The organism is Bradyrhizobium sp. GW821-FHT12B03 (genome assembly GCF_058807535.1).
The window spans coordinates 187,410-211,601 of the sequence record NZ_JBXAQU010000001.1 but is presented as its reverse complement, the minus strand read 5'-3'; the positions used below and the strand labels follow the sequence as shown (position 1 = coordinate 211,601).

Below are 24,192 nucleotides of genomic sequence, written 5' to 3'. Positions count from 1 at the left end.
TCATTCCGCCAGCCAGGACGAGATTCCGAGCATGAACTGCGTCAGGAGCTCGTCGCTGGTGAGGTAGAGCAGCAGGAAGCCTCCGAACAGCACGAAGGGCACCGAGATGAAGTAGACCGGAATCGCCGGCGTCAACTTGTTGATCAGGCCAACCGCCAGGTTGACGATGACGGAATAGACGATGAACGGGCTGGTGATCCGCAGCGTCAGCACGAACGCCTCCGACAGGCGGCCGACGAGCTGGTCGAGCGCCATGCTGCCGCCGAGCCTGTCGCCGGGATGCCAGACGTCGTAGGAGTTCATCAGCCCGCGCAGCACCTGCCAGTGCTGGTCGGTCATGAAGAACAGCGTGGTAACGGACGCCATGATCAGCGGCACCAGGGCCGGCGCCGGATCGGTGTCGCCGATCGGCGTGCCCGGGATATTGCTCAGCCCGATCGCGCTCGCCATCATGGTTGCCATGGTCTGGAGCGCCAGGAAGAACACGCGTCCACCAAGGCCGATGACGCTGCCGATCAGGATCTCGGAGCCGATCAGGAGTGCCAGCGTCAGCGGCGCCGCGTTGTCCGTCAGAGGTTTCAGGATCGCGATCAGGATCGGCGTCAACGCGAACGTCGTGACGAGCGCGATGAACAGGCGAACCTGGGCCGGGACGTTGACGCTGGAATAGCCGGGCACAAACATCAGGCAGGCGCCGATGCGGCAGAACACGATGAACGTCACCAGCACGCTGTCGGCGAGGCTGCTGATCACGATATGGCTCCGAGCGCTCTGATCTCGGCGCTGCGCGCAACTTCGACATGCGACAGGATCGGCAGTGTCGGGAACACCCGTTCGAGGATCATCCGGACATAGGGACGGGCTTCGGGGGTCACCGCCAGCACCACGCTGGTGCCGTTCTCGGTGAACTTGCGGATCGCGGCACTGGCTTCCGTCGCGAACTGCTCGATCAGGCGCGGATCGGCGTCGAATTCGACGACGTCGCCCTTGGCGTCGCGCTTCAGGCTCTGGTGGAAGGCGAGATCCCAGCGATTGCCGAGGCGGACCACGTTGACCACGCCGTTGTCGGAGAGGTCGCCGCAGATCTGCTGGGCAAGGCGCGTGCGCACATGCTCTGCGACCTGCTCGGAGCGCCGGACATGGGGCGCGATCTCGGCGATCGCCTCGAGGACCAGATGGAGGTTGCGGATCGACACGCGCTCGGCCAGCAGGATCTTCAGGATTGCCAGCAGACCCGAATAGGAAATCTGCGACGGGCAGAGATCCTCGACCAGGCGCTTGTATTCCGGATCGAGCCGGTCGAGCAGCCCCCGCATGTCCTTGTAGGACAGCAACTGGGCGAGATTGGCCCGGAGCACTTCGCTCAAATGCGTGAGCAGCACCGACAAATTGTCGACCGGCTTGCAGCCCTGCCGCTTGACTTCGTCGGTGAAGGCTTCCGTCACCCACAGCGCCTTCATGCCGAAGGCGGGCTCGATCACCTCTTCACCAGGCACGTCGGGCTTACCATCCTTGTCGACGAGCACCAGCACCTCGCCGAGCCTGAGCTCGCCATGGGCGACGCGCGTGTCGTGGATCCGGATCTGATATCCCTTCGGATCAATCGACAGATTGTCGGTGAGCTTGATCTCGGGAATCACGAAGCCGTATTGCTTGGCGAACTTCTTGCGTATCTTAGCCACGCGGTGGCCGAGCTCGGTGCGCGAGCCCAAGAGATGGACCGACAGGTGGCCGCCGAGCGACAGCTCGATCTCGGCGGTCTTGAGCGATTCCTTGACGGATTCCTTGGCCTCGACCTGGGCGCGCTCATCGGCCTTGCGGGCATCCTCCTTCCGCTCGCGCGCCGCCTGCCGCCTCGGCAGCGAGTAGCCGACGAAGGCCATGACGCCGCCCAGCAGCAGGAACGGCGCCAGCGGCAGGCCGGGCATCAGGGCCAGCACGAACATCATCAGCGCGGCGGCCGACACGGCGCGGGGATAGCCGCTGAGCTGCCGCAGCACCGCCTGCTCCGCCGAGCCCCTGGTGCCGCCCTTGGAGACCAGCAGGCCCGCCGACAGCGACACGATCAGCGCCGGCATCTGCGACACCAGGCCGTCGCCGACGGAGAGCTTCGTATAGACGTCGGCGGCGCGCGACAGGGTCAGGCCGTGATGGGTGACGCCGATGATGATGCCGCCGAAGATGTTGATCGCGGTGATGATCAGGCCGGCGATGGCATCGCCACGGACGAACTTCGAGGCACCGTCCATGGCGCCGAAGAACGCGCTCTCCTCTTCGAGCTCCCTGCGCCGGCGCTGCGCTTCCTTGTCGTCGATCAGGCCCGCGGACAGATCGGCGTCGATCGCCATCTGCTTGCCGGGAATGGCGTCCAGGGTGAACCGGGCACCGACTTCCGCGATACGCGTCGCGCCCTTGGTGATCACGACGAAATTCACCGTGACCAGGATTGCGAAGATGATCAGGCCGATGACGAAATCGCCGCCCATGACGAATTTCGAGAAGCCGGCCACGACGTGGCCCGCAGCCTGCTCGCCCTCGCCGCCCCGCGACAGGATCAGGCGCGTCGTCGCAACGTTGAGCGCAAGGCGCAGGATCGTTGCGATCAGCAGCACGGTCGGGAACGCGGAGAAGTCGAGCGGCCGCTGGATCCACAGCGCGACCATCAGGATCAGCGCCGACAGCGCGATCGAGAACGCCAGGCCGAGATCGATCAGGATCGGCGGTATCGGCAGAAACAGAATCGTGAGCATGGCCACGATGCCGCCCGCGAAGAAGGCATCGGCCCCGACTCGTCGCGGGGTTGGCAGGCTAGCAGCTAAGGTATCGGCCATGGGTCACCGGCAGAGGGTCCGCCCCGTAATCTGCCGCGCAAAGCTTACGCGAGGGTGGTGGCCGGTCGCCTCGCGGATCAGAAGCCGCGCTCGATATGCGAATAGACCATCTCGGTGAAGGTGGAGAGATGCGCACCGATGAAGGAGCCGGAGATGGCGACGACCACGAGAATGACGATGATCTTCGGAACGAAGGTCAGCGTCACCTCCTGAATCTGGGTCAGGGCCTGGATCAGCGCGATGATGGTGCCGACCAGCATCGCCGCGCCGACCGCGGGCCCCGAGGCTACGATGATCGTCCAGATCGCCGCCTGGACGATGTCGAGGGCGTCCCGCTCGTTCATGACTGGCTGATCGTGAGCCCCGGCCCGACGGCGACCTTGGTACCGTCCTCGAGGGTTGCGACGGAGCCGTCGCTGTTGATGGAGATCGACGCGACCTTGCCGCTGAAAGTCGCGCCGGTCGAGTCGGTGAAGCTGACGGTTTTTCCGATCAGCCCGTCGGCCTGCGACAACGACTGAGAAGACAGCAGCGCATCCAGCTTGGTATTGGTCTGCATCGCCTGCTCGACCGACGAGAGCTGCGCAAACTGGCTCATGTATTGCGAGGTGTCCATCGGGTTGGTCGGGTCCTGGTTCTTCATCTCGGCGATGAGAAGCTGGAGAAACGTGTTGTAGTCGACACTGTTGCTCGACGTAGACGTGGTGGAGCTGGTCGAACTGGACGAGCTGCTGGTGCTGTCGGTCGCGCTGGTGACGTTCATGTCTCTCTCCGCTGTCAGGCAGCCTCGAATGGGGAAACGATCGCGGCGCCGGCCAGGATGGCCTGCTCCACGGGGAACAGCGCTCGGATCCGCTTGAGCGCCTCGAAGTAACGGGTCGCCCCGACCATTTCGTCGACGGCGCCAAGTCCCTCCAGCATCTCGCGGTTCTCGCACACCGCGAGCAGGGCCGCGTGGTGCTGCGCGTAGAGCGCCGCGGCATCTCGGACGTCGGTCGGGTTCATCAGCATGAGCTGGACCATGAAATAGAGCTGTCGCAGCGCCGTGGTGGCGTCGGACGCCTGCATGATCTGCCCTTCGAGCAGAAACATCACGTCGTTGACGAGTTCGACGGAGACCTTGCGATCCACGCGAAGCACCGCGCCGTTGATGTAGATCCGTTCGCCCGCCCGCAAGGATATCTTCATTAGAGCGCGTCTCGGATCAGACGGTTGATTTCGATGAGCTGCATCACGTCGCCCGACTTCTCTTCGCGAAGCCGATCCGCCTCCTTGATGACCCACAAGCCGATCGAGATGATGTCGGCGCGCAGCTTGTCCGGGAGGCCGTTTTCCGGGTGCGCGAGATCCTCGATGAAGATCGTCCACAACCGCCGCACATAGAGCAGGCTCTCGACCAGATCCTCGAAATTGAAGCGCCCCTTCTCGATCCGCTCGAGCCGGTCGATGCCGAGGCTGAGCGCCTGTCGCTCGCGGCCTCTCTCCTGATAGCCGCTCTCTTCAACGACCGCTTCATAGGCTTCAAACGTCATCAGGACCACTCTGCGCAGGAAACCGAATAACAAAACAAGGGGTACGAACCATCGCAAATGAGCCTTGGCTCAGAGATAGTTGATCAGACTGATCTTCTGGAGCTGCGAGGTCAGCGCCAGCGCCGTCTGGATCTGGGTCTGCAGGGCGTTGACCCGGACCGAGGCCTCGGTCGGGTCAACCGCCTCCATCCCGACGATCTGATTGTTCAGAATGTCCTGCTGCGTCTTAAGCTTTTCGGTGGCGCCGGTGACCCGCTGCTGAACCGTGCCGACGCTGCCGCCGAGCGTCGCGAGGTCAGTGATGGCGTTACCGACGAGGCCGATGGCCTTGTCGACGACGACCTGGAACGTCTCCTGGCTCAGGTTCGCGTTCCCGAGATCCGCCATCATGGTGTAGGCCTCGGCAAGCTTGCGGAAGCCGGCCTGGTTGGCGCTCACGGACGTATCGGCGACCTCGGTCGTGGAGATTCGGCTTTGCATGACCTGGTCGGTGGCCGATGACCAGTTGGTATTCCAGGCCGGGCTCGCGAACTCGGCGTCGAAAGTGGTGTCGAGGAAGGTCTGCATTTGAGCCGGGGTAATGCTGCTCACGCTGGCGGAGGATTGCGAGAAGCCGAAGGTCGCAAGGAAATCGGCGTCGACCTGGTTCTTGCTGGCCGTACCCGCGGTGTAAGCCGTGACCGGTGCGTTCTGCGTGTTGATGCCCGAGAAGAGATACGAGCCGTTATAGGAGACGTTCAGCGCGCCGATCAGATCCTGGAGGTTGGAGGACGCAGGCGGCAGGACGATCCGCCCGCCACCGTCGGTGCTGCGGGCCGCGATCAGATCCTTGAGGAAGTCCGTTGCGGTCGTGGTGAGCTGGGTGATCCGGTTCTGGGTCGTGTCCAGGCGCCCCGAGACGAGCCCGTTGGTATCGACGAGCTGATCGGCGAAGCTCAGGTCCGCCCGCAAGGTGACGTCATTCCCCGTCGTGGCACCAAGCTGAAGGCCGACATCGGCGAAGCGGCCGGTGGTGGCTTCCTTCGAGGCTTTGGTCAGCGCGGCCTGATTGTTCGTGATCGAGGACCTCAACGACGAAGACAGCATCAAGGTCGAGATGTAGTTCGCGGTCATCATGGCTTAGTTCCCCACGGCAGCCAGCAGGCTCTGCAACATTTCGTCGACGGTCGAGATGATCTTCGACGACGCCGAATAGGTGCGCTCGACCTGAAGCATCAGGGACATCTCGTCGTCCATGTTGACGCCGCTGACGTTGGACAGCGCCGCGGTGCTGCGGTCGAGCAGCGTTTTCTGGTAGGTGACGTTGTCGTCCGCGGCCTTGCGCTGGTTTTCGATCCAGCTCGTCGACGACGAGGCGAAGTCGATCAAGCTGCCGCTCGGCTTGCCTTGCGTGGTTGCATCGAACGGCTGCGATGCATCCATGTCGCCGATCAGCTGCTGCAGCCGGGTCGAGTAGCCGCCGTTGCCGGCGGTGTTGTATTGGTATGCGGCATTGCCGCTGATCGCGCCGTCGCGCAGCAGATTCGGGTTGCCGCCCTGGGCCGGATCGACCGACGCCGCGACGCTGATCAGGCCGGCCAGGCCGACCGAGACGGTGGCGCTCGCCGGCATCGCCGGCGCGCCGGGATAGGTGAAGAGGCCGGGAACGTCGGGCAGCGCCGCAGCGGTCTGATCACTCTCCCTGAAGGTATTGATCAGGCCGCGCGCGATTTCGTCGAGCTGACTCTGATAGGTGACCGTGTCCTGGTCACGCAGCTGAGCGAGGCCCGCGAGCTTGCCCGACTTCAGCGGCATCACTGAATTGGCGCCGGTCACCGGCACGCCGTCGATATAGACCGCATTGCCCGTGGTGCCGGCCGTATACGCGTTGGTCGGCGCGAAACTCACCGTGCGCGCCGTCTTGTCGAACAGGACGACGCCGCTGTCGGTGTAGAGCGCCGCGTCTCCGTTGGGACGGAGCGACATCGTGACGCCGAGCTCCTGCGACAGCTGCGAGACGATGCTGTCGCGCTGGTCGAGGTAGTCGGTGATGTCGTCGCCGGAGATCGTACCCTTCACGATCGCGGTGTTCACCGTTTGGAACCGGGAGAGCAACTGATTGATGTTCTGAACCGACGTCTTCATGTCGGCATCGGCGCCCTCACGGACCGACTGCACGGTCTGGGTCGCCTGGTTGAGCGCGGTTGCCATGTCCTTGGCGGACGTGACCGCGGCCTGCGCCAGCGTGGTGTTGTCAGGGGCGTTGGCATATTGCTGAAGCGCCTGCTTCAGCGCATTGAGCTGCGCCGTCGGCGACTGGTCGAGCTCCGGATCATCCACCGTGGCAGACGCTATCTTCTGAAGACCGTCATAGATCGCGCCCTGCTTGGCCGACGACGAGGTCGCGATCAGGACGTTGTTGTAGAGACCCGAGCTGGCGGCGCGCTGGATTGCCGCCACATAGACGCCGGCCCCTGGGAGGTTGTCCAGCACGGCGATCTTGCGCGAATAGCCGGTGGAGCTGGCGCCGGCGATGTTGCGCGAGATGACCGACGACTGGATGCCCGACGCCATCAGCGAGGAGCGGGCGGATTCGAGGGCGGCGGTAAGATTCATGATCTGCTCTTGCCGGAGACGAGCGCTGAGGGACTCAGCGCTTCAGGTTGACGACCACATCCAGCAGGTCGGCGCCGGTCTGGAACGATTTCGAGTTCGCGGTGAAGCCGCGCTGGGCCTCGATCATCGAGGTCAACTCGTCCGCGAGATCGACGTTGGAATCCTCCAGCGCGCCCGACTGGATGGTGCCGAGGCCGCCCTGGCCTGCGAGCCCAACCTGCACGTTTCCGGACTCCAGGTTCGGCGAATAGACGTTGCCGACTTCGGGCGTCAGATGGTCCGGGCTCGGAACGGTGGCGAGCGCGATCTGGAAGCTCGGAAGCTCGGTGCCGTTCTTCAGGACGGCGGTGACCACGCCCTTGTCGTCGATATTCACCTTCTCGACCGCGGACGGCGCGTTGCCGTCGACCGTCGCCTTGAAGTCGAAGGTGGAGGCGACCTGTGTCATCGCCGAGAGGTCGATATTGAAGGCGGCAGAACCACCGGGGATCGCGACCGAGAGCGACGTCGGGCTCGCGGCGGCCAGCGCACCCTTGCCGGTCGCGCTAACGTCGAACGTGAACGTGGTCGTCGGACCGGTCGTCGTCAGCGCGGTTGCTCCGTTGTAGACCTCGATATCCCAGGTATTCGCGCCGGTCTTGGCGGCGTAGACGTCGAGCGTCACGGCATTGCCGATGTTGTCGTAAGTCACCATCGACGTCTTTGACGTGTAGTTGGCCGGCCCGGCCGGCCCGACGATCGCTGTTGCGCTCGGATCGAGATTGGCGGCCACGGTCGCCTTGGTCGACGGCGATGCCTGAAGCGCCATTTGGTTAACGTTGATGACCTGCAGGTTGCCGAAGCCATTGGCGGAGGTGTTCGGCACGGCGCCGTTCGCGATGTTGTAGCCCATCAACTGGAAACCGGCCGAGTTGACGAGATTGCCGGTGCTGTCGGGCACGAAGGCTCCGGCGCGCGTCAGGAAGTTGTTGCCGTTCGAGTCCTGCACCACGAAGAAGCCGTTGCCCTGGACCGCGAGGTCGGTCGTCGAGGTCGTGAACTGGTAATTGCCCGCATCGGAGATGGCGTAGCGCACCGTGGTCTCGACGGCGCCGGAATCGTAATTGCCGGAGCCGCTCTTCAGGATCAGCGACGAGAATTCCGTCGAAGCGCGCTTGTAGCCAGTGGTGTTGACGTTGGCGATGTTGTCCGAAACCGTCGACAGCTTGTTGGACTGCGCGTTCATTCCGGAAACGCCGGTGCGCATAACACCATACAGGCTCATGAAATTGGCTCCTTTGGTAGGTTGCGGCTACAATGCGGGTTCTTGCTTGCGCGGGGCTGATGATTGGGGACCGTGCACAACTTTCAGATCGTCATGGTCATGTCATTTTGGTCATGTCGTTTTGGGCTGACAGAACGAGCGCGCCTTGTCGGTCCACGCGCCGAAGCCGCTGGAGACGAGATGCGCGACGATGTGACAGACGTAGCGCTTCTGTGCCGGCTGATTGTTGGGTCCCGCGTTGTAGCGGGCGACCGCCATGGTCCAGCTTCCCTCGCGCTGCTTCAGTTCCTTCAGGAAGCGCGCGGCGTAGTCGACGTTCCTGGCAGGATCGAACATCGCGCGCACTGACGTGAACTTGTCACCATGGAAGTAGTGGTTGATCTGCATGCAGCCGAGGTCGATCAGCTTGATGCCCTTGCCGCGCATCGCCTCGAAATTCGCGATCGCGTCGTTGATGTCCTTGGCGAACACGGTCTGGCCGTCGGCACCGAGCGCGTAAGGATAGAGCGCGCCGCGCCGCCCGGTCTCGGTGAGGCCGACGGCATAGAGAATGCCGAGCGGAATCCCGTGCTGCTGGGCCGCGCGCGCCATCTCGCGCTCGCAGGGGCCTGCACTATCGGCGGCCGCCTCGGCGGCGCCGGCGTTACAGATAAACAGGGCCGCGGCGATTCTGCGGCGCCACGTCCTGGTCATGACGCGTCTCCTGGTTGGACTGGCGCTCCTGGCGGGCCTGCTTCGCACCACCGTCCGACTGCCCCGACGAATTGCTGGCGCCGTCGAACGTGCCTTGCGACTGGGACGATGGCTGTTGCTGACCAGAGAGCTGCGGTTGCGATTGACCGGAGCCGCTCTGGAATCCATCCAGCGAGCCGTGCTGGACGGGCGCGACGTCGGCGACGTAGCCTGCCGACTGCATCAGATCGCGGATCGAGTCGCGTTGCTGGTCCAGCATCTGGCTCGTGTCCTTGCGCTCGGCGGCCAGCTGGACGGACACTTCGGTGCCGACGAGACGAAGGCGCACGGTGACGTTGCCGAGCGCCGGCGGCTCGAGACTGATGGTCAGGATCTTGAGCGGCTGATCGGGCGCATTGGTCTGGGACGCCGCGAGATCGGGAGCAGCGGACGCCGTCGGCGCCGGCGATTCCTTCAGCTCGGCGACGACCGCATTGGCGACCTGTTGCGGAGCGTTGAACTGCGCCGGGGGCAGATGGGTCTCCTGCTGGACCACGGTGACCTTGGTCGCCTCCGGCAGTGCGTCCCGCGCCGAGGCCTTGGCAGCGCGTTCGACATTGGCCGTGACGGCCTCGAAGCCGGGTGTGGCGGGCATTGCCTTCGTCGATATCTCGCTGTCTTGCGTCGACGTCGCCAGGGCCGCGGTGGACGCTTGCGGAGCCGCAGCCTGCGAGCGCGCGGCGGTCGGAGCGACCGTGGATGGGGTGGGATCGGCCGTCGCCACCTTCGTCGCGCCGGTAGCCTGAACCTCGCGCTTCGTCGTGGACGACCGCTCGTCGCGCGCAGGCGCATCCTTCCTGTCGGCTGCCGGCAATTGCATCTGCGGCTTCACGTCAGGGATGGCGACGATCTCTGCGACGATCGCGGGAATGTTCGATCGGTTCTGGACGTCGACCTTCTCGGCATGGTCGGCCGGACTTTGCTTCTCCGACGATTTGTCCGTCTCCTTGTCGGAAGACTTCTCAGTGGATTTGGGCTTCTCGGCCACCGCGGTACGTTCAAGCACCGTCTCGTCCTTCGACTTGTCCTTCGCGGCCGGATGCACCAGGCGCGTGCTTAGCGTTCCAGCCTTCACGGCCGTACCACTGTCCTCATCGTTGAGCGCACGTTTTGCAAGGTTCGAGACGGTATGGAGCAGATCGTTGAACGATGAATCCGCCTGCGATTTCGCGCCCGTGCCCTTCGCCGAACGTGACGCGCCGCGCATATTGAGGGTCTCGGCGAGGCCCGAGAAAGCCTGACCGGAGGTTCCGCTGAGCTTGGTCATGGACGGCGATCCCTGGTGAGAAGTTCGAGTTCGCCGAGCTGCTTCTGCGCACGCACGAGGGCCGCGGTCGATGATGCGAGATCGAGACGGGCCGGCGTTACCGGAGGCTTGTCGGCGGTGGCGGCGGGTCCGCCCGCGAACGATTTGCGGACGTCGAGCGCGAGCTGAATCGTTGCATTCAGGAGAGGAATGTCGCGCTCGGGCAGCTTCGACCGGTCGAGCGCCTTCAGCTCGGCAAGACCGCCGTCATATTCGTCGTCGAGCGCTCGCGAGGCGCCGCGGAAGAAATGTGCACGCTCGCGCTCCGCCGAGGCGTCGGTGCTGAGCGTCAGCGCCCGCTCGCCGGCAAGCCGGGTCACGGCCATCCGTCCGCGCACCATCGCGGTGCGCGCGATCACCAGATAGAGCTTGAGGCGGCTCGCGCGGTCGATCTGTTCCAGCAGAGTGGAGATCCGCGCAAAGCGGCGCTCGTCGAGAGCCAGGCTCGATTGCGTCAGGCCCGAGGAGAAGCGCTGCCAGAAATCGCCGGCATAGATCGAGTTGCGGTAATGGCGAATATAGGCCAGCGTCAGGAACTCGAACTTGTCGAAATCCTCCGCCTGCCCGATCAACAGGATCTCGCGCCGCAGCGCCGCCTCTTCCACCAGCGTGCCGGGCAGGAGCAGGCGCGCGTCGTCCAGCCGCTCGATCGCGAGCGATGCCTCGGTGCGCGCGAACAGCGCGCCCTGGACCAGCGCGACCTGTCCGCCCAGGCCCGACGGTATCGTCCGCGGCTTGACGTCCTTGAGCAGTTCGCGCGCTTCGTCCTGGCGGCCCTCGACATAGGCGAGCGCGCCATCGAACAGCCGTCCATCCACGTTCAGCTTGTCGCGCGGCAGCTTGCGGACGACCTGCGGCGCGCCGCCGCTGAGCAGGTAGATGACGACGGCCTGGCCGTTCTGCGGGTTGCTCCATACGCTCGCATCGGCGGCGAGAAACTTCTCGCCGATCTGCCGGATCAGCGCGATGTGGCTGCCATGCGCCGCGGTGTCGCCGTTGGCGATGCCGTCCTGCACGGCCTGCAATGTGCGCACGAGCTCGTAGGGTTCGCCCGTTGTCGGTGCCGGCACTGATGCCGGCTCGGCCCATGCGCGCGCCGCCATGAATGGCAGCAGCAGCAGGGCGGTACGGAGGCGCGGCCTGATCAAGGGCGCTTCTCCCGGATCAGGATCTCGATCCGGCGATTCTGCGCGGCCGCCGGATCGTTCGGAAGTTTCGGTCGCCGGTCGGCATAACCTTCGACATGCTCGATCCGCTGCGCATCGACGCCGGAGCGCACCAGCATGTAATAAGCCATCTGCGCGCGCGCCGTCGACAGCCGCCAATTGTCGTAGGTGTCCGACTTGTACTGACGGTTGTCGGTGTGGCCGCGAACGATGATCATGCCGGGGCGCTTCGCCACCAATGGTCCGATCTTGTCGATCACACGGACGAGTTCGGGCCGCGGCTCGGCCGAGCCGACCGCAAACATGCCGAAGCTCGCATCGTCGGTCAGGCTGACCAGCAGTCCCTCCTCGACCTGACGCACCTCGGCCACCGGTCCCGCGCCGGCCTTGATATCCGACAGCGCATCTGCGATTGCGGATTGAAGCTGCTTGACGGTCGGCTGTTGCATTTGCGCGGCGCCGCGCGGCTCGGCATCCTTCGTCGTATCGTTGGCATGCGCCTGCGCGGCCGGTTGCGTGCTGCCTTCGCGGGAAGACTGCGACGGCGGCGGTCCCGGCGGCAGCAGGGGCGACAGGCTTGCGGACGAGGCATCCGCGTTCGGCGCGACGCTTCCGCCGGCGTCATCCGTCTTGGCGCGGCGCGCCTGCACGTCGCCCTGAGCTGTGCCGGACACGTTGTCGCGCGCGGACGCGTTCGGCTTGGGCTCGCTCTCGATAATGCGATCGGAATCCTTGGATGCCTGCGGCGCCAGCTTCCAATAGCCGGGATCAAAGGGATCCCGGTAGGCGTCACCGCCCTTGAGGCCATCCTCCTCGGCGGACGTCAGCGCGCCGGCACGGCGCTGGCCTGCAGCCTGGTTGGCGCTGTTGGCGATCTCGGCAAGCGTCGCATAGGGATCGCGGAACAGGACCTTCTCTTCGAAGGAAGCCGGCTTCTCGGCCGTCGGCGAGTCGCCGCGACGCTCCTCGTTCGGCCCCGCCGGCTGACGCCGGCCGTCCTGGCCTTCGAATGCGGTCGGCTCTTTCTTGGAAAGATCCTTGAGGCCCTTCGGGGCAGGCGCATTCTCGGCCAGCTTGATCGGGTTGAAATAGCTCGCGACCACCTGCTTCTGGTCCTGGTTGAGCGCATTGAGCAGCCACATGACCAGGAAGAACGCCATCATCGCGGTCATGAAGTCCGCATAGGCGATCTTCCAGACGCCACCGTGATGCGCCTCCTCGGCGAAGGCGCTACGCCTGCGAATGATCACCAGCTCGTGCTTGACTTCTTCCATGGCGGACTACCGGCGTGCCTCGTTCAAGCGGTCGCCCCAGGCCGTGATCTGCGTCTCGATCACGGTCTGGTCGGCCACGACGCGGACCTCGAAAGTCTCGGCGGCCTCGTACTCGATGCCCGTTCGCCGGGCTGTCTCGAGCTGCGTCTTCACCAGGTCGAGCAGTTCGCTCGGGCCGGTGATCTTGAACACCGGCACCGGCGAATTGCCGGTCAGCGCCGCGATCTGCTCGACCAGCGACCCGATCGCCTTGTCGCGGACGGCATCGGCAAGGAACGGCAGCAAGATCCGCGCAACGGAGCTCGCGATATTGGTCTCGATCTCGCGACATGCCGCCTCGAAACCGCTCACGATCGCGACCGCCTGCTGGTCCGACCACTTGGCCCGCTCCTCGCCGAGCCGGATTGCGCTGCGCACGCGCTCCTCGGCGACCTTGGCATCGCCTTCCGCAACGCCGGCCGCATGGCCGCGACGATAGGCGTCGTCGAGAAGATTGGCCGACGGAGCTTCCGCCTCGGGCGCCGGAGCCGGCGACTGAAGCTGCGGCTGCGATTGAGGCTGACGCTGCGGCTGGGCCGGTGTCGGCTGCGGCTCACGCCGGGCCTCCCTCGGCCTCGTCAGCGCGTCCTGGATCTTGGGCGGCGGAGGCGGCGGCGACTTGATCCGGCCGTTCGCGTCGAACTGCGTCAGAAATTTTCCGATTGCCGCGTTCATGCCGCCTCCTCGCGTCGCATCCAGTCTTTAAGGATCGCTGCCGCCTGCGCTTGATCGAGCCTGACGATTTGCTCCAGCCGCTTCTGCGGCGTTCGCTGCATCTTGCCTTCGAGGTCTTCGACGAGGTTGAGCTCGGCTTCCTCGCTGTCCGGCAATGCAAGCGCGGCTGCGGCTTCGAGCTCGGCGGCCTCCGCAGCCTCGGTCTGTTCCTGCTGCGCGCGATGGGTCAGAATGCCGTTGACCGCCGGCCGAAGTCCGAACCAGACCAGCATCGAAGCGACCGCCAGGATCGTCACCGCATTGATGACGCTGCCGAGCTGCCTGTTGATCATCTCGACGAAGCTGATCGGCGGCACCGGCGCCAATTCGCGCGAGCCTTCGATGAAATCGACCGCCGTCACCTGGATCTGGTCGCCGCGCTGCTTGTCGAGCCCGCCGGCCGTCGCCGCGAGCTGGCTGATCTCGGCGAGCTTGCTGTCGACGATGGCCTGGTTGGTCTTGTCGCCGAGATCGGCGACGAGACGCGCGCGGTTGACCAGCACGGCAATGAAGAGCTTCTTCACCAGGTAGCCGTCACTCACCGTCGTCGTAGTCTTCGACGAGACCTCGAAATTGGTGACGTCCTCGCGGCGTGTCTTGTCCTCGCTGGAGTTCTTGGTCCCGCCGGCGTTGACCTGCTGGTCGGGAAGATTTTGCTGCACCGTGGTCGGCGTCGAGCGATCCGCGTTCTGCGACTTCTCGTTTTCGCGGATGTTGCGGACGGAACGCTCGGCGCGGTTCTCGGGGTCGTAGACGGTTTCGTTAACCTGCCGCTTGTCGGTGGAGAGCTGCGGCGCAACGCTGACCTCGAAATTGTCGAGGCCCAGATACGGCGTGAGCGCCTTGCGGATGTTCTCCTGCACCATGCCGCCGACCGTCTTCTGGAGGCTCGCCATCTTGGTCGGCGCAGCGGTGGCCTCGTCCTCTTCGGCCAGCAGCATCGAACCGTCGGCATCCAGCACCGTCACCTTGTCGCGGCTCATGCCGGGGATGGCGGCAGCGACGAGGTGGCGGATCGACTGTGCCGTGCGCGCCTCGATTGCGCCGTCAGTGCGCAGCACGACCGACGCCGAGGGCGGCTGTTGCGTCGCGCGGAACGAGCCGCGCACCGGCAACACGATGTGCACCCGCGCCGCCTTGACGCCCTTCATCAGCTGGACTGTGCGCGCGATCTCGCCCTCGAGCGCGCGCAGCTTGGTGACCTCCTGCATGAACGAGGTCAAACCGAGCGAGCCGATCTTGTCGAACAGCTCGTAGCCGGAATTGGCGCTGGTCGGCAGCCCCTTCTCGGCGAGCAGCATCCGCGCCTGCATGGTCTGGCTCGGGCGCACCGAGACCGCGTCGCCGGCCGTGTTGACGTCGAAGGCAATGTTCTGCTCGCGCAGTGCGGCACCCATGCGCGTCACGTCTTCGCGGGAGAGGCCGGTATAGAGGACTTCGAATTCAGGCCGGCTCAGATAATAGGCGCCGCCGACGACGGTGACGAGAACGGCAAAGCCGATCAGTCCCAAGGCCATCAGGCGTCGCGGCCCGAGCTCCAGCAGATTGTTGAGCAGTTGCTGTATTTGCGCACGACTGAACAGCATATGACCTCATACCAATGCGAACGTAGAGGACACTCCGCTGCCAACCTTGTCTGAAGGTTGCGCGGGACCACGAATGTGTCAGTTCGCAGGCGAGGCGTTGCAATTTTACAAGAAATTGAGCGCCGCTGACGCGCGTATCGGCAACCGCCGCACGGCCGGACGCCTCGCGGCGCGATCGGCTACGGCGTGTGGCTTGATATCTGGCGTCAGGAGATCGATTGCGGGCACGTCGTGTGCCACCATATCCGCCGGTCATGGCGGAGACCGTGCTCCCGAGGGAGCACGGTCGTTGTCGAAGCCGCGACTTAGCGGAACAGCGTCAGGATGCTCTGGCTGTTCTGGTTGGCGATCGAGAGCGCCTGAACACCGAGCTGCTGCTGGGTCTGCAGCGCCTGCAGGCGCGTCGATTCCGCATTCATGTCGGCATCGACGAGCTGACCGACACCGCGGTCCACGGAGTCCATCAAGGTCTTGACGAATTCCGTGTTGGTCGCAATGCGGTTCTTGACGGCGCCGAGATTGGCGGCGGCCGAGGCCACCGTGTTGATCGCGGTGGTGACCTGCGTGATGTAGCTATTGAGCGTGGTCTGGTCAGCCGCCGAGTCGGTCAGCGAGCCGATGCTGATCGTGTCGACCGACGCAGCGGTCGAGCCGGTGCCGGTCACCGTATCCAGGATGCCGGTCTTGGTAGCACCGCCGGTGGTGTAGAGCGCATAGTTGGCGGTCGTCACGGTGATGGAGCCGATGGTGGGCGTACCGCCGACGCGCGAGTAGGACGACACGAGATTGAAGCTCGTCGGCGTGGCCGTGGACGAGGTCGAGGTGTCGATGCTCAGCCAGTTGATGCCGTTGAACGTCGCCGAGCCGGCCTTGAGCTTCATGTCCTGCTGGATCTGGGTAATGTCAGCCTGGATCTTGGTGCGGTCGATACCGGCGGTCTTGGCTTCGACCAGCAGCGCCTGGAGCTTGGTCAGGCCGGAGCTGCTGTCGCCGATGACCGAGGTCAGGGCGGTATATTCGGTATCGACGGTCGCTGCCGACAGACCGAGCGAGTCGGAGACCGCCGAGAGCGCGGCGTTGTCGGAACGCATCGACGTTGCGATCGACCAGTAGGCAGCGTTGTCCGAAGCGGTCGAGACGCGCTGGCCGGTCGAGATCCGGTTCTGCGTGGTCGCGAGCTGCGTGCTGACGTTGCGGAGGGTCTGCAGCGCGGTCATTGCAGACGAGTTGGTGAGCAGACTGGAACTCATTTTGACGCCCCTTTGAAGATTGAATTGTGTTTTAGGGACATACCGGGCTGGCACCGGTACGACAGGGCGGCATCATGCCTTTGGGCCGCGGAAATGCGCGCTCAACCTGACGTGACGGTGACGATAGCATCCGAAGTTTGTGCGAGGCTTGTGGCTCCGTGGCCGGACCGCAACAAGGTGCGTCAGATCAACAAGGGCGAGCCGCCAAGGTCATGACGCGCGATCAACGCACACCAAAATGAAAAGGGCCGCGCTTCGCGAGAAGCGCGGCCCTCCCCCAGATGACCTGAGGTTTAGCGGAACAGCGTCAGGATGCTCTGGCTGTTCTGGTTGGCGATCGAGAGCGCCTGAACACCGAGCTGCTGCTGGGTCTGCAGCGCCTGCAGGCGCGTCGATTCCGCATTCATGTCGGCATCGACGAGCTGACCGACACCGCGGTCCACGGAGTCCATCAAGGTCTTGACGAATTCCGTGTTGGTCGCAATGCGGTTCTTGACGGCGCCGAGATTGGCGGCAGCCGAGGCCACCGAGTTGATCGCGGTGGTGACCTGGCTGATGTAGCTATTGAGCGTGGTCTGGTCAGCCGCCGAGTCGGTCAGCGCGCTGATGCTGATCGTGTCGACCGACGCAGCGGTCGAGCCGGTGCCGGTCACCGTATCCAGGATGCCGGTCTTGGTGGCGCCGCCGGTGGTGTAGAGCGCGTAGTTGGCGGTCGTCACGGTGATGGAGCCGATGGTGGGCGTACCGCCGACGCGCGAGTACGACGACACGAGATTGAAGCTCGTCGGCGTGGCCGTGGACGAGGTGGAGGTGTCGATGCTCAGCCAGTTGATGCCGTTGAACGTCGCCGAGCCGGCCTTGAGCTTCATGTCCTGCTGGATCTGGGTGATGTCAGCCTGGATCTTGGTGCGGTCGATGCCGGCGGTCTTGGCTTCGACCAGCAGCGCCTGGAGCTTGGTCAGACCGGAGGTGCTGTCGCCGATGACCGAGGTCAGAGCGGTATATTCGGTGTCGACGGTCGCGGCCGACAGACCGAGCGAGTCGGAGACCGCCGAGAGCGCGGCGTTGTCGGAGCGCATCGACGTTGCGATCGACCAGTAGGCAGCGTTGTCCGAAGCGGTCGAGACGCGCTGACCGGTCGAGATCCGGTTCTGCGTGGTCGCGAGCTGCGTGCTGACGTTGCGGAGGGTCTGCAGCGCGGTCATTGCAGACGAGTTGGTAAGCAGACTAGAACCCATTTTGATGTCCCTTTGAAGATTGAATTGTGCTTGGGGGACATACCGGACTTGCACCGGTACGACAGGGCGGCGTCATGCCTTTGGGCCGCGGAAATGCAAGTGCAGGACCCAACCTGTCGTAGCGGTGAGGTTACCTGCTGAAGCTTGTGCGAGGCTTGCGGCTCTGTGACCCGACTGCAACAGCGGGCGAGATCATGGCGCGGACGCGGCGTCGCGCCAGACAAAAAAGGGCCGCGCTTCGCGAGAAGCGCGGCCCTCCTCCAGATGACCTGAGGTTTAGCGGAACAGCGACAGGATGCTCTGGCTGCTGTTGTTGGCGATCGAGAGCGCCTGCACGCCGAGCTGCTGCTGGACCTGGAGGGCCGCCAGGCGGGTGGACTCCTGGTTCATGTCGGCGTCGACGAGCTGGCCGATACCACGGTCCACGGAGTCCATCAGGGACTTGACGAATTCCGTGTTGGTCGAGATGCGGTTCTTGACGGCACCGAGATTGGCGGCGGCCGAGGCTACCGAGTTGATCGCAGCGGTGACCTGGCTGATGTAGCCGTCGAGCGTGGTCTGGTCGGCAGCCGAGTCGGTCAGCGAGCCGATGCTGATCGTGTCGACCGACGCAGCGGTCGAGCCGGTGCCGGTCACCGTATCCAGGATGCCGGTCTTGGTAGCACCGCCGGTGGTGTAGAGCGCGTAGTTGGCGGTCGTCACGGTGATGGAGCCGATGGTGGGCGTACCGCCGACGCGCGAGTAGGACGACACGAGGTTGAAGCTCGTCGGCGTGGCCGTGGACGAGGTGGAGGTGTCGATGCTCAGCCAGTTGATGCCGTTGAAGGTCGCTGCACCTGCTGTGGACTTCAGCTGCTGCTGGATCTGGGTGACGTCGGCCTGGATCTTGGTACGATCGACACCGGCGGTCTTGGCTTCGACCAGCAGCGCCTGGAGCTTGGTCAGACCGGAGGTGCTGTCGCCGATAGCCGTGGTCAGAGCGGTATATTCGGTGTCGACGGTCGCGGCCGACAGACCGAGCGAGTCGGAGACCGCAGAGAGCGCGGCGTTGTCGGAGCGCATCGACGTTGCGATCGACCAGTAGGCAGCGTTGTCCGAAGCGGTCGAGACGCGCTGGCCGGTGGAGATGCGGCTCTGCGTGGTGGAGAGTTGCGAGCTGACAGACCGGAGGGTCTGGAGCGCGGTCATGGCGGTCGAGTTCGTAAGCAGGCTTGACATTGCGAATGTCCCTTTATGTACGCGTTACATTTTCACGAGGGGACATACCGGGCTTTCACCGGTACGGAAGGGCGGCATCATGCCTTTGGACTGATGTGGGTGGAGTCCAACCCGCCGTGCCGCATTGCTAGCACGCCGAATCTTGCGCCGGGATTAAGATCGGCTTGAATTATGTAGCAATATCAGATGGTTAACATTACCCTCTGCTAACCATAGACCGGCACGTCTCGCTAACCATAACCGCCGGCTGGCGATCGCGGCTCCTACGAGAACGACCGCACCAGTCCGGAGGCCAGCAGATTCCAGCCGTCGATCAGCACGAAGAACAGCATCTTGAACGGCAGGGCGAGGATCGTCGGTGGCATCATCATCATGCCCATCGACATGGTCAGCGTCGCCACGATCATGTCGATGACGAGGAACGGCAGCATGATGAGGAATCCGATCTCGAACGAACGCCTGAGCTCGGAGATCATGAAGGCCGGAATGATGACGCGCAGATCGATGCGCTTGTCGTCGAACTTCTTGCGAAAGCTCTCCGCGGCGAGCGACTCGAAGGTCTGCAGATCCTTGTCGCGAACGTGAGCCAGCATGAACTCCCGGAACGGATCGGTGATCTTCAGATAAGCCTCTTCCTCCGAGATCTCGTTCTTCATGAGAGGCTGGACGCCGGTCTCCCAGGCGCGGTCGAAGGTCGGCGCCATCACGTAGAACGTCATGAACAGCGCCAGGCTGATCAGCACCAGATTGGCCGGCGTCGTCTGGAGGCCGAGACCGGAGCGCAGGAACGACAGCGCCACCGCGAACCGCGTGAAGCTCGTCACCATGATCAGCAGTCCCGGCGCCACCGACAGCACCGTGATCAGCGCCATCAGCTGGATGATGCGGCCGCTGGTCGAGCCGTTGCCGGGCGGCAGCAGCGAGTTGAGGTCCGGAATCTGGGCGAACGCCATTTCGGGCAGCACGACCAGAAGCAACGCGAGCAGCAGGACTCTCACTCTCACTGGATCACCAAGGTCTCAATGATCAATTCGCGCACCTTGCCCGACGAGCGGACATTGGCGCGCTCGGTCAGGTCGTCGCGCAGATGCTGGAGCCCGCGCGATCCCTCGAACTGCGCGACCGAGGCCGACCGCAGATAGGTCACGATGTCCTCGCTGATATGGGCGGCAAGGATGCCGGCATCCTCGTCGCTCATGCTGTCGGTCACCATGGAGGCCTCGACACGGGCCCAGTTGTTGGCCGGCGCGGCGAGATTGGTCACGATCGGGGACAGCTTTCGAAGCCGCGCGCTGCCGGCGTAGCTCGACGCCAGCGGCGGCGGCGTAGCGCTCTTCTTTGCGTCTGCGACGCGCTCGGCAGCCGCAAACAGATGCAGACCGGCAAGCGCACCTGCACCGATCGCGACCAGGGTCAGCACCACGATGGCGGCAATCAGGCGCATGGCGTCCCCTGCCCTCGCGACGCGGCCCGACGGCTGCGAACCTCAGAACGGTGCCACGGCGTCATAGATCCGATGTCCCCATCCAGGCTGCTGCACGTCCGACAGATTTCCGCGACCGCCGTAGGATACGCGTGCTTCCGCGATCTTCTCGTAGGAGATCGTGTTGGTTCGCGAGATATCGCGCGGGCGCACGATGCCGCCGACATTGAGCACGCGCATCTCGGTGTTGACGCGGAACTCCTGCGAGCCGCTGATCATCATATTGCCGTTCGGCAACACGTCGGTGACGATCGCGGCGATGGACAGCTTGATGTCCTCGGTGCGATCGATCTGACCGTTGCCCTTGATCTGGGTGTTGGTGCTGAGATTGGCGGTGGTCTGACCCTTGTCGGCCCATCCTGCGACGTCCATCAGCCAGTCGAGCCCGAACTTGATCTGCGAATCGCGCGAGCGGTCGGTCTTGTTGTCGAGCTTGGCCTTGTCCTGCATCGAGATGATCACCGTGACGACGTCGCCGGTGCGCCGGGCGCGGGGATCGCGGTAGAGATCTGTGCCGTCGTCCCAGGTCGAGCGATAGCTGACAGGCGAACGCATGCGCGGCGTCACCGGGATCGGGTCGGCCTGCGTCCTCAGGCCGCTGCCGACCGGCGACAGTCGCGGGCCGGTCAGGACCTCAGCCGGATCACCGACGCATCCGGCGAGCAACATCAGCGGCAGGATGAGGATCAGATTCTTCATCTATTTGGTCTTTCCGTCGTCCACGCGGCGCATTCCGCCGAGCAAATCGGCCAGGTGCGCCGCGCGCGCCGTATCCATCTCGTTGAAGATCGCGCTCGAGCTCCTCGGGCTGAGCTTGGCAAGCACGGCAGCGGCGGTCTCGTCCGCCATGCCGGCGATCTGGGTGGCCGCTGCGTCCGGTTTCATGCGCGAATAGATCTCGACGACCTGCGCCTCGGCCTTCTTCAGGAAGTCGTCGCGCAGCGCCATCCATTTCTCGTATTCGGCGCGCTTGGCCTCGACCTCGGCGATGCGTTCGCGGAGCTGGTTCTCGGCCTTTTCCAGCTCCCTGAGCTGCCAGGCCAATCTCGCATCGACGGCGGGATCGGCCACGTTGCTACAGAACAGCGCGACCTCGTTGTCCGCGGTCGCAGCGGCCTGCGGCGGTGCGGGCTTTGGCGGCGCCGTGACACTGCCAGGCTTGGCAGACCGGACGGGCGCGGTTGCGGGCGCTGGTGCCGACGCGCGTGCCGGTGCAGGCGCCTCGGGCGCGGGTACCGCGCCGGTGGTTGCGGGCCCAGAATCCTCGGCGACCCATGCCGTCGCCCGCGGCGATGCATTGTCGCCCGGGAGCGGCGTGGCCAGCGGGGGCTTTTGCGGTCCGGGCGCGCGGGCGCGCGCGAAAGACAGCAGGTTGAGCGGCTTGGTCGGCTTGGCTTCATCCAGCGCCAGCACGGGCGATGCGCCCGCGAGCGCCGCGGCCGCGACCAGGAGGAGGAGTTTGGCTTTGTGATCCAGCTTCAGCATCGGGCCGCGTGCGATTCTCGGTCGAGACCAGAGCATTGAGCGACCAAGCTTGCACGACGCTTATGCATCATTGGACGATGACATCGGCCTGGAGCGCGCCGGCCGTCTTGATCGCCTGGAGGATCGCAATGATGCCTGATGGCTTGAGACCGATCTGGTTCAATCCGCGCACCAGACGCTGGAGATCGACGCCGCTCAGAATGGCCACCTGCGATCCGGCCTCGTTGGCCTCGACCATGGTCTGGGGAACGACCACCGTCTGGCCTTTCGAGAACGGCGCCGGCTGCGACACCACAGGGAGCTCCGTGACGCGGACCGTCAGATTGCCATGCGTCACCGCAACCGTCGATATCCGCACGTCCCGACCGATCACCACCGTGCCGGTGCGCTCGTTGATCACCACCCGTGCCGGCGTGTCGGGCTCGACCGTCAACTCGCCGATTTCGGCGAGGAAGCGGACCGGGCCGATATGGCGCGGCTTCGACAACACGATGGTGCGATAGTCGCGCTCGAAGGCGATCTGCGCGCGATAGCGGCCGCCGGCATAGCGGTTGATGGCATCGAGGATGCGCGTTGCCGTGACAAAATCGGGATTCTTGAGCTCGAGCACCAGGAATTCCATCTCGTGGAGGCTTCCCTGCACCTCGCGCTCGACCAGCGCGCCGTTCGGAATGCGGCCCGCGGTCGGGGTGCCCTGGCTGACATTCTGCGCCTGGCCTCCCACGCTGTAGCCAGCGACCGTGACCGCGCCTTGCGCCACCGCGTAGACCGCACCGTCCGCGGCGCGCAGCGAGGTCATCACCAGGGTGCCGCCGAGCAGCGACGTCGCATCGCCGAGCGATGACACCGTCACGTCCATCCGCTCGCCCGCCCCGATCGAAGGCTGCAGGTCCGCAGTTACCATCACGGCTGCGACGTTGCGTGTACGCAGGGTGGTCGGACGCGCGGGATTGGTGGTGCTCGTGGTCTCGTTCCTGACATTGATGCCCATGTTCTCGAGCATCGATTGCAGGGACTGCTCCGTGAATGGAGCATTGCGAAGCGTGTCGCCGGTGCCGTTCAGGCCGATGACGAGGCCGTAGCCCACGATCTGGTTCTCGCGCAATCCCTTGATGTCCGCGATGTCCTTGATGCGGACGGCGGCCTGGGCGCTGGCGGCGGAAACGAGGAGGACGAGCGCAAGCAGGAGCCTGGTCATGATCCGTCCACGACCTTGACGGTGCCGTCCGGCTGGACGATGGCCCTGATGATCACGCCAGTGTCGGTGTTTCGCACTGGAATGAGCGCGCCGGGCGCGCCCGATTGCATCGCCGAGCCGTAGGTCACGATCGACAGGCCGCTGTCCTCGACCACGACCTTGACCATGGCACCGCGGGCAATGGTGAAGGGATCTTCCACCGAGTTGGTCGGGATGGGCTGGCCCGGCAGCAGCGCACGCCGGGCCATGCGGCCGACCAGGACCTGGCGGCCCTCGATGAACATGGCGACGCCGAGCACGTTCGGCGCAAAGATTCGCTCCGTAATCATGTCGTCGCGGATCAGCTCGCCGGCCCGGATCGATACGGCCGGCACGGGAAGCCGCTTCTCCTCGGCCGCAGCGACGCGCGCCGAGACGAGAACCAGCAGCACGGCGGCCAACCCGCGCACGATCAGGCCCACCCTGTTCAACATGGACACACCGGAACTAGCGAAGGCCCTTCGATACGGTCGAGGCCATTTCATCCGAAGCCTGGATGACCTTGGCATTCATTTCGTAGGCGCGCTGCGCCGAGATCAACTCGGTGATTTCCTTGACCGGATCGACGTTCGAGGCTTCGAGATATTTCTGGTTGATCTTGCCGTATCCGGAATCGCCCGGCAGGCCGACGACCGGCGTGCCGGACGCCGTGGTCTCTTTGTAGAGATTGCTGCCGAGCGGTTCGAGGCCGGCCTCATTGGCGAAGTTGGCGAGATTGAGCTGGCCGATCTGGCGCGGGTTCACTTCGGTGTCGAGCTTGGCGAACACCTGGCCGGTGGCGTTGACCGTGACTTCGACCGTGCCTTGCGGCACCGTGATCGCGGGATCGAGCAGATAGCCGTCGATCGTGACGAGCTGGCCGTTGGCATTGGTGTTGAACGAACCCGCGCGGGTGTATTGCACCTCGTTGTTCGGGCCCAGCACCTGGAACCAGCCGCGGCCGTTGATCGCGAGATCGTAGGGGTTGCCGGTCTGCGTGAGCGCGCCCTGGATGTGCAGCTTGCGGATCGCCGCGGATTTCACGCCAAGACCGAGATTGGCGCCTTCCGGGATCGGCGACGAGCCGTTGACGTTCGCGACGCCCTGCATGCGGTCCATCTGGTAGAACAGATCGGTGAACTCCGCACGCGCCCGTTTGTACGACGTCGAGTTGATGTTGGCGATGTTGTTTGCGATGACTTCGATATTGGTCTGCTGGGCATTCATGCCCGTGGCCGCAATGGCAAGCGATTTCACTAGGTG

Annotated in this window: 25 protein-coding genes; all 25 read right to left on the bottom strand. The window is 64.5% G+C overall.

Annotated features, from left to right (window positions below):
• Complete coding sequence (gene fliR, locus AC1RUR_RS01130; RefSeq protein WP_492840500.1) at positions 1 to 753, bottom strand: flagellar biosynthesis protein FliR; 753 nt, start codon at positions 751 to 753, stop codon at positions 1 to 3.
• The gene (gene flhA, locus AC1RUR_RS01125; protein WP_492840498.1) at positions 750 to 2,831 is read right to left on the bottom strand and encodes a flagellar biosynthesis protein FlhA; all 2,082 of its coding nucleotides are present in this window, start codon (positions 2,829 to 2,831) and stop codon (positions 750 to 752) included. The genes fliR and flhA overlap by 4 nt, the downstream gene beginning before the upstream one ends.
• Before the next feature lie 77 nt (positions 2,832 to 2,908).
• Positions 2,909 to 3,175 (bottom strand): flagellar biosynthesis protein FliQ, encoded by a 267-nt coding sequence (gene fliQ, locus AC1RUR_RS01120; protein WP_008130649.1) that lies wholly within the window; start codon positions 3,173 to 3,175, stop codon positions 2,909 to 2,911.
• Positions 3,172 to 3,594, bottom strand: a complete 423-nt coding sequence (gene flgD, locus AC1RUR_RS01115; protein ID WP_492840497.1) for a flagellar hook assembly protein FlgD — start codon at positions 3,592 to 3,594, stop codon at positions 3,172 to 3,174. Before flgD ends, fliQ begins: the two co-directional genes overlap by 4 nt.
• Before the next feature lie 14 nt (positions 3,595 to 3,608).
• Positions 3,609 to 4,019: a flagellar biosynthesis repressor FlbT gene (gene flbT / locus AC1RUR_RS01110; protein WP_492840495.1), complete on the bottom strand. Its 411-nt coding sequence runs from the start codon at positions 4,017 to 4,019 to the stop codon at positions 3,609 to 3,611.
• Complete coding sequence (gene flaF, locus AC1RUR_RS01105) at positions 4,019 to 4,363, bottom strand: flagellar biosynthesis regulator FlaF (RefSeq protein ID WP_492840493.1); 345 nt, start codon at positions 4,361 to 4,363, stop codon at positions 4,019 to 4,021. The genes flbT and flaF overlap by 1 nt, the downstream gene beginning before the upstream one ends.
• A 69-nt stretch (positions 4,364 to 4,432) precedes the next feature.
• Positions 4,433 to 5,479, bottom strand: a complete 1,047-nt coding sequence (locus tag AC1RUR_RS01100) for a flagellar hook-associated family protein (protein WP_492840491.1) — start codon at positions 5,477 to 5,479, stop codon at positions 4,433 to 4,435.
• Between the two features lie 3 nt (positions 5,480 to 5,482).
• Positions 5,483 to 6,958, bottom strand: coding sequence for a flagellar hook-associated protein FlgK (gene flgK / locus AC1RUR_RS01095; RefSeq protein WP_492840489.1), 1,476 nt, complete (start codon positions 6,956 to 6,958; stop codon positions 5,483 to 5,485).
• A 34-nt stretch (positions 6,959 to 6,992) separates the two neighbouring features.
• On the bottom strand, positions 6,993 to 8,222 hold the full coding sequence (locus AC1RUR_RS01090) for a flagellar hook protein FlgE (protein WP_492840487.1): 1,230 nt from the start codon (positions 8,220 to 8,222) through the stop codon (positions 6,993 to 6,995).
• Between the two features lie 111 nt (positions 8,223 to 8,333).
• Positions 8,334 to 8,915, bottom strand: a complete 582-nt coding sequence (locus AC1RUR_RS01085) for a transglycosylase SLT domain-containing protein (RefSeq protein WP_492840485.1) — start codon at positions 8,913 to 8,915, stop codon at positions 8,334 to 8,336.
• Complete coding sequence (fliK, locus tag AC1RUR_RS01080) at positions 8,866 to 10,221, bottom strand: flagellar hook-length control protein FliK (RefSeq protein WP_492840483.1); 1,356 nt, start codon at positions 10,219 to 10,221, stop codon at positions 8,866 to 8,868. Before fliK ends, AC1RUR_RS01085 begins: the two co-directional genes overlap by 50 nt.
• On the bottom strand, positions 10,218 to 11,408 hold the full coding sequence (locus AC1RUR_RS01075) for a chemotaxis protein (protein ID WP_492840481.1): 1,191 nt from the start codon (positions 11,406 to 11,408) through the stop codon (positions 10,218 to 10,220). The genes fliK and AC1RUR_RS01075 overlap by 4 nt, the downstream gene beginning before the upstream one ends.
• Entirely contained in the window at positions 11,405 to 12,700 is a 1,296-nt protein-coding gene (locus AC1RUR_RS01070; protein ID WP_492840479.1) for a MotB family protein, read from the bottom strand. Before AC1RUR_RS01070 ends, AC1RUR_RS01075 begins: the two co-directional genes overlap by 4 nt.
• A gap of 6 nt (positions 12,701 to 12,706) precedes the next feature.
• Positions 12,707 to 13,414 carry a hypothetical protein gene (locus tag AC1RUR_RS01065; RefSeq protein WP_492840477.1) on the bottom strand — a complete coding sequence of 236 codons (708 nt, stop codon included), beginning with the start codon at positions 13,412 to 13,414 and terminating at the stop codon, positions 12,707 to 12,709.
• Positions 13,411 to 15,039 carry a flagellar basal-body MS-ring/collar protein FliF gene (gene fliF, locus AC1RUR_RS01060; protein WP_492840475.1) on the bottom strand — a complete coding sequence of 543 codons (1,629 nt, stop codon included), beginning with the start codon at positions 15,037 to 15,039 and terminating at the stop codon, positions 13,411 to 13,413. Before fliF ends, AC1RUR_RS01065 begins: the two co-directional genes overlap by 4 nt.
• 305 nt (positions 15,040 to 15,344) lie before the next feature.
• Complete coding sequence (locus AC1RUR_RS01055; protein WP_492840473.1) at positions 15,345 to 16,289, bottom strand: flagellin N-terminal helical domain-containing protein; 945 nt, start codon at positions 16,287 to 16,289, stop codon at positions 15,345 to 15,347.
• Between the two features lie 293 nt (positions 16,290 to 16,582).
• Entirely contained in the window at positions 16,583 to 17,527 is a 945-nt protein-coding gene (locus tag AC1RUR_RS01050; RefSeq protein WP_492840471.1) for a flagellin N-terminal helical domain-containing protein, read from the bottom strand.
• Positions 17,528 to 17,803: 276 nt separating this feature from the next.
• On the bottom strand, positions 17,804 to 18,745 hold the full coding sequence (locus AC1RUR_RS01045; RefSeq protein WP_492840469.1) for a flagellin N-terminal helical domain-containing protein: 942 nt from the start codon (positions 18,743 to 18,745) through the stop codon (positions 17,804 to 17,806).
• A gap of 263 nt (positions 18,746 to 19,008) precedes the next feature.
• Entirely contained in the window at positions 19,009 to 19,749 is a 741-nt protein-coding gene (fliP, locus tag AC1RUR_RS01040) for a flagellar type III secretion system pore protein FliP (RefSeq protein ID WP_492840467.1), read from the bottom strand.
• A complete protein-coding gene (locus tag AC1RUR_RS01035; RefSeq protein ID WP_492840465.1) occupies positions 19,746 to 20,189 on the bottom strand; it encodes a flagellar basal body-associated FliL family protein in 444 nt (147 codons plus the stop codon). Before AC1RUR_RS01035 ends, fliP begins: the two co-directional genes overlap by 4 nt.
• A gap of 42 nt (positions 20,190 to 20,231) precedes the next feature.
• Positions 20,232 to 20,927, bottom strand: a complete 696-nt coding sequence (flgH, locus tag AC1RUR_RS01030) for a flagellar basal body L-ring protein FlgH (RefSeq protein WP_492840463.1) — start codon at positions 20,925 to 20,927, stop codon at positions 20,232 to 20,234.
• Positions 20,928 to 21,713, bottom strand: a complete 786-nt coding sequence (locus AC1RUR_RS01025) for a MotE family protein (RefSeq protein WP_492840461.1) — start codon at positions 21,711 to 21,713, stop codon at positions 20,928 to 20,930.
• 67 nt (positions 21,714 to 21,780) lie between these two features.
• On the bottom strand, positions 21,781 to 22,911 hold the full coding sequence (flgI, locus tag AC1RUR_RS01020) for a flagellar basal body P-ring protein FlgI (RefSeq protein ID WP_492840459.1): 1,131 nt from the start codon (positions 22,909 to 22,911) through the stop codon (positions 21,781 to 21,783).
• Positions 22,908 to 23,384 (bottom strand): flagellar basal body P-ring formation chaperone FlgA, encoded by a 477-nt coding sequence (gene flgA, locus AC1RUR_RS01015; RefSeq protein ID WP_492840457.1) that lies wholly within the window; start codon positions 23,382 to 23,384, stop codon positions 22,908 to 22,910. Before flgA ends, flgI begins: the two co-directional genes overlap by 4 nt.
• Before the next feature lie 13 nt (positions 23,385 to 23,397).
• A complete protein-coding gene (gene flgG, locus AC1RUR_RS01010) occupies positions 23,398 to 24,186 on the bottom strand; it encodes a flagellar basal-body rod protein FlgG (RefSeq protein ID WP_492840455.1) in 789 nt (262 codons plus the stop codon).
• Between the last annotated feature and the right edge of the window lie 6 nt (positions 24,187 to 24,192).